Annotated in this window: 10 protein-coding genes; 3 read left to right on the forward strand and 7 right to left on the reverse strand. The window is 36.2% G+C overall.

Translation table 11 applies throughout. From position 1 onward, the window contains the following. Window positions 1–208 precede the first annotated feature (208 nt). The 7 genes from JOC48_RS04530 to desA form a co-directional block, all read right to left on the reverse strand. Entirely contained in the window at window positions 209–1420 is a 1212-nt protein-coding gene (locus JOC48_RS04530) for an NAD(P)/FAD-dependent oxidoreductase (protein ID WP_204497861.1), read from the reverse strand. A gap of 400 nt (window positions 1421–1820) precedes the next feature. Beyond that, the gene (locus JOC48_RS04535) at window positions 1821–2114 is read right to left on the reverse strand and encodes a hypothetical protein (protein ID WP_204497863.1); all 294 of its coding nucleotides are present in this window, start codon (window positions 2112–2114) and stop codon (window positions 1821–1823) included. A gap of 17 nt (window positions 2115–2131) precedes the next feature. Further along, window positions 2132–3049 carry an HD-GYP domain-containing protein gene (locus JOC48_RS04540; protein ID WP_239584188.1) on the reverse strand — a complete coding sequence of 306 codons (918 nt, stop codon included), beginning with the start codon at window positions 3047–3049 and terminating at the stop codon, window positions 2132–2134. A gap of 217 nt (window positions 3050–3266) precedes the next feature. Further along, window positions 3267–4439: an endo-1,4-beta-xylanase gene (locus JOC48_RS04545; protein WP_204497865.1), complete on the reverse strand. Its 1173-nt coding sequence runs from the start codon at window positions 4437–4439 to the stop codon at window positions 3267–3269. 927 nt (window positions 4440–5366) lie between these two features. Beyond that, a complete protein-coding gene (locus tag JOC48_RS04550; protein WP_204497866.1) occupies window positions 5367–5969 on the reverse strand; it encodes a response regulator in 603 nt (200 codons plus the stop codon). 35 nt (window positions 5970–6004) lie between these two features. Further along, window positions 6005–7126, reverse strand: coding sequence for a sensor histidine kinase (locus tag JOC48_RS04555; protein ID WP_204497867.1), 1122 nt, complete (start codon window positions 7124–7126; stop codon window positions 6005–6007). Window positions 7127–7279: 153 nt separating this feature from the next. Beyond that, on the reverse strand, window positions 7280–8308 hold the full coding sequence (gene desA, locus JOC48_RS04560; protein ID WP_204497869.1) for a Delta(5) desaturase DesA: 1029 nt from the start codon (window positions 8306–8308) through the stop codon (window positions 7280–7282). A 258-nt stretch (window positions 8309–8566) separates the two neighbouring features. On the opposite strand from desA, the gene JOC48_RS04565 reads away from it, so the two are divergent. From JOC48_RS04565 to JOC48_RS04575, 3 genes are all read left to right on the forward strand, one after another. After that, window positions 8567–9130, forward strand: a complete 564-nt coding sequence (locus JOC48_RS04565; RefSeq protein ID WP_204497925.1) for a biotin transporter BioY — start codon at window positions 8567–8569, stop codon at window positions 9128–9130. A gap of 2 nt (window positions 9131–9132) precedes the next feature. After that, window positions 9133–10134: a biotin synthase BioB gene (bioB, locus tag JOC48_RS04570; protein WP_204497870.1), complete on the forward strand. Its 1002-nt coding sequence runs from the start codon at window positions 9133–9135 to the stop codon at window positions 10132–10134. Window positions 10135–10382: 248 nt separating this feature from the next. After that, complete coding sequence (locus JOC48_RS04575; protein ID WP_204497871.1) at window positions 10383–11477, forward strand: GerAB/ArcD/ProY family transporter; 1095 nt, start codon at window positions 10383–10385, stop codon at window positions 11475–11477. Window positions 11478–11507: the final 30 nt, after the last annotated feature.

Genomic DNA, 11507 nt, shown 5'->3' on the forward strand with positions numbered 1-11507 from the left:
TCTTTTTTACTGGGAATCACCCCAAATAGAGGTATTATTTTATCGAAAATCTCTCGTGTTTTCTATGTTTCGTGAAAAAATGACATATGCTACCGCTGATAATAGTGTAAATAGTGTTACAATCAATGTATTTTTCATGATAACTATCCCTCCTTGTATCCTGAAAGCTTCCCTTCATATTCCAACTACTAACTTCAACGTGATAAGCTTAAAATGGACGAAACTTCCCTTTTCTCAGAACAAGTCTTGGACCGCCAAGTAAAAATAAGTACCGGTCGTCAATCACATTTTTCATTGCCTTTGCTGTAACCCCGTATAATTTTTTATCATCAAACACAGTTCCCATCGCATGCTTTCCACCAAGGGAAGCAACTGTTCCTTTATGATCAAAAACAAAATCTTCTAATTGCCCACCATACAGTAGAGCAGCAATATTGTTTGCACATGTATCCGCTTCTTGCATTGCCAATTGTGCAGTTGGAGGATATGGACGTCCATTCTCTTCGTCCATTACCCAGGAACAATCACCAAGTATGAAAATGTTTTCATGTCCAGGTGCACGTAGATCGCTATCAACGGTTACTCTCCCTTTTGTTAATTCAAATCCTGAATTTCCAACGATTGAATTTGCCTGAACACCGCCAGTCCATACGATTGTACCTGTTTTAATTTCTTCTTCGTCATCACCAACAATGACACGATCGGCTTTACACTCTTTAATCATTGTTCCCAATTTAAACTCAACGTCTCTGAATTCCAATGATTTTCGAGCATAGTCTGCGAGCTCCTCGTCAAAACCAGGTAAGATAGATGGTGCTGCTTCTATATTAATGATGCGAACATTACGCTTATCAATGTCATACTTTTTACACAGCTCTGGTACACGCTCAGCAAGTTCACCTACAAATTCAATTCCAGTGAATCCTGCTCCACCGACAACAATTGTTAGAAGATGATCATTACCTTCTTCATTTTTATAGCGAGAAAATTGATATTCAATATGTTCACAAATCAACCGACTTTTATCAAAGCTTTCAATGGAAAAAGCGTTTTCCTCCATCCCAGGAATACCAAAGGTTGCTTTTTCAAAGCCAAGAGCAATTACTAAGTAATCATATTCTAATTCATCATTTTCTAAAACCACTCGTTGCTCATCTTTTTTAATTTCTACTACTGTGTCATGTACCAAATTGACTCTTTTTGTGTCGATTACATCACTAATCATGATTCTGGAACGATTCGGTTCAATCGTCCCGGCTGCCACCTCATGAAGCCAGGTCGTTTGATAGTGATAATTGTGTTTGTTTACTAATGTAATCTCCACTTCCTCTGTTCCAAATTTTTGTGTAAGTCTTTTCGTTGTCATCATGCCTGCATAACCCGCACCAAGTATAACAACTTTAGGTTTGTTTGCAGTCATTTAGAACCCACCCTTCTCTATTTAATTTTCTATGTAAGTCCACAAACCTTTACGTTTGCTTCTTTAACAGCTGAATTTAACAATAGTTATTTTTCCCAAATAAATAATCTTATTACACATGTTAATTATTTCACATTTTTAAATACAATTGTTTTGACTATTTCATAATAACAAACTGCCATTCGAACGTCTAACATTGTTAATTAAATTCACAAAGATTAGTGGGAATTTAACAAAAAACGAATGTCGATCATCATCAAAATGAGATACATCGCTACGAAAAAGAATTTTCACTATGCAGCACTAGATGTCAACTGTATCGAAAAAACAACAAAAAGAGCCTAAAAAAAATAAACTAGAGCTTATCAGCACTAGTTTATCTGAATCTATTATCAACCCTTTAATAGCATGGCTTTGGTGGATCAACTGCAAGTACACGCGAACCATTAACTTCCACCCAAACATAGGAGTGGTCAACTTCTTCACCTGTTGTATCAGTCAATGTTTCATGTGCGTCTTCCTGTAATTCAAATGTCGCATCTCCAGTATCATCAGAAGTTTCTATTTCATCCTCTAATATCGTAGCACTAACGGTAATGTCTCCACTTTTGTCGTATTCTGCAAAACTAGTCATAGGTAACAAAAATAACGCAAGAAATCCTAACATAACAATCGAAAGTAAATACTTCTTCATTGTAACTCCTCCTCTTATCATTTTTTATTAGCTATTGATAAAAATGCATCAACTACATCAGGATGATACAGAATGCCTTTTTCTTGTTGCAATTCTTCTAGTACTTGTTCTTTTGGCCTTGCCTTACTGTAAACCCGCTCAGTAGTCATGGCATCATACGAATCCACAAACGCTACAATAGCCGCTGCAATAGGAATTTCATCTCCCTTTAACCCATATGGATAACCACTTCCATTAAAGCGCTCATGATGATGTTTAACTATGTAAGCAGCTGAAACGAGGTTAGGCAGTCCTGTTTCTTCTAACATTTCTGCCCCATATACAGTGTGAAGTTTCATGGTGGAATACTCTTCGTCAGTGAGTTTAGCTGGTTTGTTAAGGATAGAATGAGGTATTTTCACTTTGCCAACGTCATGTAAAAAAGAACCTAAATTTAGCTCGTACATCTCTTGCGAATTTAATTTCATTTCGGTGCCAATCATCATAGACAAGTCTTTAATTCGTTCACAATGGTCCGCGGTGTAACCATCTTTTTCTTCGACAGTTACTGCTAAGTTCATCATTTCTTGAACAGCTTGGCTATAATGATGAAATACTGGTTCTGACGTAACATATAAAAATTCTGTATCTACTTTTGCTGAAAAAAATGCATCCTGTAATATAGGTTGCATCGACAGCGTCTCACCAGCCCTAACTCGTACCTCTTTCCCAGCTTGATGCCAAATCAGTTCACCTTTTAGAATAAAAACAACTTCAAGTGCCTGCCAGCCTTCATCAGGTCCTAATGCCCATTTAGAATCTTTCTTTAAGGCATGATGAATAACTTCGGTTCCAAACCCTGATGCAAGAAGAGAAACAGTCAACCCTTTAATTGTTCTAGTTTCGATTGCTTTTCCCTTAGAAAAATGCATAATACTACCGATGTCCCTAGTCAAAGGTAATCATTCCTTAATTTTCAGATAATTTAAGTATATCAGAGAGGATTGTAAGCGACAACAAATTTTATTTATATTTACTAAGACTATTGACTTAGTATTTTGTATGAAATGAGTTGAAATTTACAATCTTGCTAATAAATAAAGAGAAACGAACCCGATTAGGATTCGTTCCTCTTATGATAACTATAAATAACTGAAACCGTTCATAAGACTTTTAATCTGTAATTAATTCCCAATAAGCACGCTTTACTTTGTAATCTGGGTCAAATACAAACGGAGCATCTTTTCCTTTACCATCATCACTATAGTTTGCTGCACGGTTGTCAAGCCATGTATGATTATCAGCGATTCCCCAGAATGTTACATTACTAATTTTGTCATCTAGCTCTTCATACAAATTAAATAAGTCATTATATCTGTCTGCTTGTTGCTCTAATACCTCCTCAGGAATCTCATCATAAGTATTGTATTCACCGCTTGGAGGCCATCCATAAATACTAACATCAAGCTCTGTAATTTGGTTATCTAGACCAAGGTCTGCAAACATATTATATGATGTACGCATATCGTCAATCGATGGCCACCCAAGTTGAATGTGTGACTGGTGTCCAACTCCATCAATAGGTACTCCCTCATCTAATAAATCTTTCACTAGGTTATACAAGTTCGTTCTTTTTGATTCTACTTCTGTATTGTAGTCGTTGATGTATAGCATTGCATCCTCACCAGCATATTTTCTTGCTGTCTCAAATGCTGTTTTTATATAATCTACTCCGGCAATTTGATACCATTGATTCTCGCGTAGGCCTCTTTCGTTTGGCTGGCCATCGGCAATTGCTTCGTTGACTACATCCCATGCATCTACGTCATCTTTGTAACGCGTTACAACTGTTTTTATGTGATTTTCCAAACGCTCTAATAAAAGCTCTTTATTTTCTTCTCGTTTTTGAGGATCTTCTTCGTTGAGCATTGAATTACCATCCTCGTCTTGGAAGAACCAATCTGGTACTTGGCTGTGCCATGTCAAGGTGTGGAATCGCAAATCCATGTCATGTTCTCTGGCGAACTCTACAATTTTATCAGCTTCCTCAAAATTAAACTCGCCTTCTTCTGGCTGAATCGAGATAGGCTTCATCACATTTTCAGCTACAATGCTGCTGTAATGGCGCTTTAATACCTCTCCACTCTTTCCTTCTAATTGAAATGGTTCCACTGCAGCACCGATAGAAAAAGACTCTTTATACTTATTCTTGAGAGGTGCTACGTGCAATGCATCAAGTTTTTTATCTGGTTTGTTTTCGGCTGCAATCGGATTGGTAATCCCTACAGGTAATAATAGGGATAATGCTAATCCACAAATAATAGGTTTTCGTAGAACTTTTAACATTTTAAATCTCCTTTCGTTAACTTTTTGTAAAAAGAGTTTCAAAAACTGTTCTAACTAAACCTCCTTTTTACATTGATTACTTACATAATGACAACTAACATAATTTGTATTTTTTCTATCAATATGTAAGCACTTACAGTATAACTAGGATAACTTAATTTATCTAGTGAATAAACAAAGTTTTTGGTAATATTGGTAAAAGAGTAAAATTGTACCAGTAATAATAGCCCATTTGTTTGATAAGTCAGAACAAACAAGACATACTTTTTTACTAACATTTTGTACAAAATCAAAGTCTGTTTTCTAAGTGATTGTTGCTTTTTTATTTGCACAATTGACACATAATGCGCAACAAAAGATATGTTGATTTCCGCTACGGGCAGCCGCTTTCCGCAGTCACGACCTCAGCCTCTTGATGAATTACACGAATGTCAGCTTTTTGTTTAGTTTCTGCTCATTTTCCTTGATGATTTACACGAATATCAGCTTTTCGTTTAGTTTCTGCTCATTTTCCTCGATGATTTACACGAATATTAGCTTTTCATTTAGTTTCTGCTCATTTTCCTCGATGAATTACACGAATATCAGCTTTTTGTTCAGTTTCTACTCATTTTCCTCGATGATTTACACGAATGTCAGCTTTTTGTTTAGTTTCTGCTCATTTTCCTTGATGATTTACACGAATGTCAGCTTTTTGTTTAGTTTCTGCTCATTTTCCTTGATGATTTACACGAATATATAAATCCACTATACAGCGTAGGAAATACACGTAGACTACTCGAAATAAAGATCAATTTTCTTCATTTGATTTAACGCTGCCGAAGCGATATCCTAGCACTAATTTTAATTTCACTGTATTGTGCATTAAATAATAAAAAACTAGGGCAGCGTATGCTCTAGTTTGAAATACTTGAACCTATGAAAATGTTATCGAAACCAGCCTTTTTCTTTAAACCTGGAAATCGCTTCGATTCGATTGGTGACTTCTAATTTGTCGAGGATTACGGAAATGTAGTTACGGACAGTTCCATTGGTAATAGATAGCTCGTTTGCAATTTCTTTCGTATTTTTACCATCCGCCATTAATTTGATAACCTGTTCTTCCCTGTCTGTAAGAGGATTCGCTTCATCATGATATGCCAAGTCGATTAATTCAGGAGCGTACACTTTCCTACCGTCCATAATGACACGAATCGAGTTAGCTAACTCTTCACTTGGACTATCTTTTAACAAATAACCGCTAATCCCAGCATTACGAGCACGTTCAAAATATCCGGACCTTGCAAATGTAGTCAAAATTATTACTTTGCATGGATGATCCTTCAACGCTTCTGCTGCATCCAGTCCACTTTTAATCGGCATTTCAATATCCATGATACAAATGTCTGGCTGCAGCTTATAAACTAATTTTAAAGCCTCTTCCCCATTATTTGCTTTTCCGACAACTTCCATATCTTCTTCCAAATCAAGCAAAGACCCTAATGCTCCAAGTAACAATCGTTGATCCTCAGCAATAACAATACGAATCACACAAAAACCCTCCCTTTTTTACTCAGGATTAATGACTAAGTTTGTTGAATAACATTTGGGACGTGAATGTTTAAAGTTGTCCCATCTGAAGATGAAGAAATGTCCATGCTACCATTCACGAATTCCAATCGCTCTCTCATACCACTAAGCCCATGGCCATCGGAAGTTTCTTCAATAGTAGTCATACCAACACCATTATCCTTTACTTTGATCAATAACTCATCTAGTGATTGATTAATAATGATATGACAAGTTGTCGCTTGGCTATGCTTGACGACATTCGTTACTGCTTCTTTTAAACACATACTCAGTACATGCTCTACAAATAGTGGTGTTTCCGTTAGATTTGTGTCTCCATCAACCTCAAAACCAATTTGTGCAGCATCTAAAATTTGTTTCACATGAACAAGCTCATCCTCTAACCCTGTCCCTCTCATATCAGATACCATTTCACGGACTTCCTTTAAAGCAGTTCGAGCTGTTTGCTGGATATCATTAATTTCATTTTTGGCTGTAACCGGATTTACAGTCACCAATTTGCTAGCTAAATCACTTTTCAAGCCAATCAGGGAAAGTTTTTGTCCGAGCGTATCATGTAAATCGCGTGCAATTCGCTGCCGCTCTTCAATGACCATTAATTGTGAAATTTTTTCATTAGCATCTTCTAATTGACCTTCAAGCTTTTCTCTTTTAATTCGATTATACATGTTAAACGGTAACAAAATGACACCAATTAAACTAATAATAATAAAAGGTAATTGTTGAAAGTACATATCCATTTGGACAAAGAATCCAATTCCAATAACGGTAATTGTCGTAACAAGGTGGATGACGTATAAAGTAAGAAAACCAGCTTTGTTTTGGACATTCCCAATAAAAAACGCTAAAAACAACGAGAAATAAACATAACCAAAAACCCATGTCATCACGATATTAATTAACATATCGATACTAACCCATAAATATACCGACCAACCGCTAGAAAGAAACGATAACCGGTAGGATGTAAAAAATAAGACGGTCATGACTATTCCAAAAACAATTTCCCACGTAGAGGATGCTCGAAATATAAAATAAAATGGCAGCATACAAAAAATGAGCCATATGTAAAAGCTAAGTCCTGTATTTTTAGGAAAGATATGAAACCAATTTTGCATAGGAATCTCCTTTAAGGCACCGAATTTTTTAAAACTTTGAGTGTAATATACGCACGGTTAAAGGTTTTACTCACAGCTTCGAACGCGTTACTAAATAACAATTTTACTATACTATATCACAGCGCCAGAAAAAAACCCTTCAAAACGAAGGGTTTACTTATCTGATATTGGTTGTAAGCTTGGCTTTTCCATTAACTTTTTCACTTCTCTAAAACTTACAAATGTTTTATTCTTTTCATCATATAAACGAAAACGTATAGACTCAAGACTAGACGCAAGTGTGATTGTCGTAGCCTTTTGTAATGGTGGAGTAGATTCATGTGCTTTTTCCAAATGATAGTTTGGTACTCTCGGACTTAAATGGTGCACGTGGTGGAAACCAATATTACCTGTAAGCCACTGCATGATTTTTGGCAGCTTGTAATAGGAGCTACCATCAACAGCAGCCTTTACATAGTCCCACTCATCTTCATTTTCAAAATAAGAATCCTCAAATTGGTGCTGAACATAAAATAGCCAAATTCCAAGGACGCCGGATACAAAAAGAATAGGAAGCTGGATCATTAACAACGCCTGCCAACCAATCGTCCATATCAATAGTGCATAAATAAGAACAATCGAAACATTAATGAAGTAGGTATTCATCCGTTCTTTTCGTTTCGCACCTTTTCGATTAAAACGATTTTCAACACAGAAAAGAAAGATTGGGCCTAATCCAAACATGACAACCGGATTACGGTAAAGACGATAGGATAACCTTGTCCAAAAAGACGCGTTGATATATTCATTAACCGTCATAGTCCAAATATCTCCTGTACCTCGTTTATCTAAATTACCGCTCGTTGCATGGTGGATTGCGTGGCTTCGTTTCCACTTTTCAAAAGCAAAATGAGTGATGATCCCAGTAATTGTCCCAAGAATTCGATTAGCTTTTGGATTTTTAAAAAAAGATTGATGTGCACAGTCATGGAAAATAATAAACATTCGCACGATAAGCCCTGCTGCAACAAATGATAAGGCAAGACTTAACCAAATCGAAATACTTAAGCTTTGATAGGAAAGGAACCAAAGCAAGAAAAATGGTGGTATCGTATTAAAAAGTTGTTTGATGCTCGATTTTGAATTAGCTTTTTCAAAAGGTTTCATATTTTTTTTCAATTCTAATTGTTTTTGTTTACTCATGTTTTAGCCTCCTACACATCCTAGTTGTAAGTATCTCCATCATAGAAGAAAGGAGCAAAGGAAAGAAGTCATATTCGTCAGTAAGCATGCATGACAAATGTCATGTACTGCAAAAAAATTACCTAGCGATTACCATTTATAGTTGACAAATTCTAATATGTTAACTAAAATTTTTATTGGTTAACATACTTAGTTACATAAAATTTTCAGGAGGGAATTGTTTTGACTTTTAAAAAAATTACACCACTAGAAATAACGATGGGAAGTCTTTTTGTAGCCATGATGGCAGTAGGGGCAAACATAACATCGATTGCACCGTTTATGGTTGTAGGTGGAGTACCAATTACATTACAAACGTTCTTCGCCATTTTAGCAGGACTTGTACTCGGAAGTCGCCTAGGTGCTTTTTCGATGTTAGTTTACATGCTATTAGGTTTAGCAGGGACTCCCATTTTCGCTCAATTTAAAGGTGGAGCATCTGTTATTTTAACACCAACATTCGGATTTATTCTATCATTTATTCTTGTTGCCTTTATAGTTGGTAAGCTAATTGAATCAAATCGTGGATTTCGTATGTACATCATCGCTGGACTAACAGGAATGGTCATCAATTATCTTTTCGGAACAAACTGGATGTATGCGGCATATCGTTTATGGTTTGAAGCGCCAGAAGGATTATCCTATGCTTTGGTTTGGTCATGGATGGTCGCTCCTCTTCCAAAGGACATTATTCTATCTGTTTTTGCTGGTATTTTTGCATTTCGCCTGGAGAAAAGAGTTCTATCTCGTAGTAAGTTCCGCTTACAAGGAAAGGCTAGTTAAGGATGCAGAAAAACGACAATTGGATTGTCCTTGCTGAACGCGTTATCAACGGATATGAATTAAATGAAAGGGAAGCCCTTTCTATACTAGAATGTCCAGATGAAAATTTGCTTGATTTGTTAACTAGTGCTTATAAAATTCGGAAGCATTATTTTCAAAACAAAGTAAAGCTGAATATGATTATCAACACGAAAACGGGTTTCTGCCCTGAAAACTGTGGGTATTGCGCACAATCTATTGATTCAAAAGCTCCAATACAAAAATACCGTATGATGGATAAAGCTTCGATTGTTAAGGGAGCGGAACAAGCTCATCAGCTACACGCAGGTACGTACTGCATTGTTGCAAGTGGACGTGGCCCCACAAATCGTGAGTTAAAGGAAGTAACAGCTGCAGTAAAGGAAATTAAAGAAAACTACAACATGAAAATATGTGCCTGTCTAGGACTGTTAAACACGGAACAGGCTCAAGTATTAAAGGATGCTGGTGTTGATCGGTATAACCACAATATAAACACCTCAGAAAATCACCATGATCAGATTACTACTACACATACATACCAAGACAGAGTTAACACGGTTAGCAAAGTAAAAGATGTAAAGATTTCTCCATGCTCGGGTGTTATTGTAGGAATGAAAGAATCTAAGTACGACGTCATTCAAATGGCGACTGCCTTACGAGAGCTAGATGCTGACTCGATTCCTGTCAACTTCCTTCACGCCATTGATGGGACTGCATTAGAGGGAACAAATGAGCTAACGCCAAATTATTGTTTAAAGGTGTTATGTCTATTCCGCTTCATTAATCCTACCAAAGAAATTCGAGTGTCAGGAGGACGTGAAGTTAATTTACGGAGTCTACAAGCTCTAAGTCTTTATGCAGCCAATTCCATTTTTGTTGGCGATTACTTAACAACAAGCGGTCAAGAAGGTACGACAGATCACCAAATGATTAAGGACTTAGGATTTGAGATAGAATACGAAACAAAAGATATAGTTACTTAAATGGAAAGACTCGTTAACTGCGAGTCTTTTTGCCGTTTTAAAATTAATTTTCACTGAATGATTAACCCCATTTATCCGCTATTTATCGAGTAGGCTTCTTGACCACCTTGTTATAAATGCTTTCAACTGTGGAGAAAATGTTAAGTGGGTGGTAAAGTTTCTTAACGAATTTTTAAACTTTAGATATTTTAGAATAATGCTTTTTCCACTAGTCCCCTTTTTACCCATCACAAAGGAGAAATGATGCAATGATTCGAATATCAAGCATACAATTATTTTCACTCATATTAGCCTTTGAGGTAGGCAGTACCACTTTATTTGCCTTAGGTATAGGGGCAGGACAGGATGCATGGATTGTTGTTTTATTCGCATTTCTTGTTGGTTTAATTCTATTGATAGTTTATACGCAATTTCCTAAATATTACCCGTATCAAAATTTTGCTGGAATATTAGAAGGTGCCATGGGAAAGAAAATAGCAAAACCATTACTTTTTCTTTTTGCATTATATTTCTATAGTCAGGCCACCCACAATTTTTATGAATTTGGCGTACTGATCAAAATGACAGCATTGCCAAGAACTCCACTTATAGTCATTTTATATATGTTTATTTTTGTCATTATTTATATTCTTTGTCTGGGGTTTGAGGTTCTAGCACGGACAGCAGAAATTTTTGTCCCTTATTTAATCCTTTTCTTAGTTGCTACCTATATAATTATGTTTTTTTCCGGTAACTTTGATCTTGGTCATCTCCTACCTATTTTAGGTGATGGAATAAAACCTGTTCTAGGTGAGGTTCATACAGTAATTGGATTTCCATTCGGAGAAATGGTTGTGTTTCTTATGTTTTGGCACTACGTTCGAGAACAACAAGCCGTCCGTAAAATAGCAGTTCTTTCTGTTAGCGTATCTACACTTTTACTTATCACTTCTTTAATCGTAATTATTTCTGTTTTAGGACCAGAATTAGCTGCATATACAGAAATCCCTTTGTTAGAAACCTTAATTTCCGTAAATATTGCTAATGTTATTACAAACTTAGATAGCATTAGTGTTTTTATTATATTTATTGGTGGTTTCTTTAAAACTGCCCTGCACTTTTCAGGGTTTTGTTTAGCGTTCAGCTGGCTGTTTAATCATAAAAACAAAAACCAAAGGTGGGTCATCACTATTTTCGCCATTCTTTTGCCACTATTTTCCGTTTACCGATTTGATGGACTTGATGATCAAAGGTGGAAAGGCTTGGAGGGGGGAGTTTTGAGTATATTACTTTTTTCCTTCCTTCCTGTTTTATTACTATTGCTTATTATGCTAAAAAGAAAAACCTCCTCGAAAGGAGTATGATGTTGTTATTAAACGTTGAAAGGTAGTTTG

The organism is Aquibacillus albus (assembly GCF_016908325.1).
In the GTDB taxonomy this organism is placed as follows: Bacteria; Bacillota; Bacilli; order Bacillales; family Amphibacillaceae; genus Aquibacillus_A; species Aquibacillus_A albus.

Bases quoted from the DNA above. Each gene is read 5' to 3' on its own strand.
- JOC48_RS04530 (WP_204497861.1), bottom strand. From the start codon at position 1,420: ATGACTGCAAACAAACCTAAAGTTGTTATACTTGGTGCGGGTTATGCA.
- JOC48_RS04535 (WP_204497863.1), bottom strand. From the start codon at position 2,114: ATGAAGAAGTATTTACTTTCGATTGTTATGTTAGGATTTCTTGCGTTA.
- JOC48_RS04545 (WP_204497865.1), bottom strand. From the start codon at position 4,439: ATGTTAAAAGTTCTACGAAAACCTATTATTTGTGGATTAGCATTATCC.
- JOC48_RS04555 (WP_204497867.1), bottom strand. From the start codon at position 7,126: ATGCAAAATTGGTTTCATATCTTTCCTAAAAATACAGGACTTAGCTTT.
- desA (WP_204497869.1), bottom strand. From the start codon at position 8,308: ATGAGTAAACAAAAACAATTAGAATTGAAAAAAAATATGAAACCTTTT.
- JOC48_RS04565 (WP_204497925.1), top strand. From the start codon at position 8,567: ATGGGAAGTCTTTTTGTAGCCATGATGGCAGTAGGGGCAAACATAACA.
- bioB (WP_204497870.1), top strand. From the start codon at position 9,133: ATGCAGAAAAACGACAATTGGATTGTCCTTGCTGAACGCGTTATCAAC.
- JOC48_RS04575 (WP_204497871.1), top strand. From the start codon at position 10,383: ATGATTCGAATATCAAGCATACAATTATTTTCACTCATATTAGCCTTT.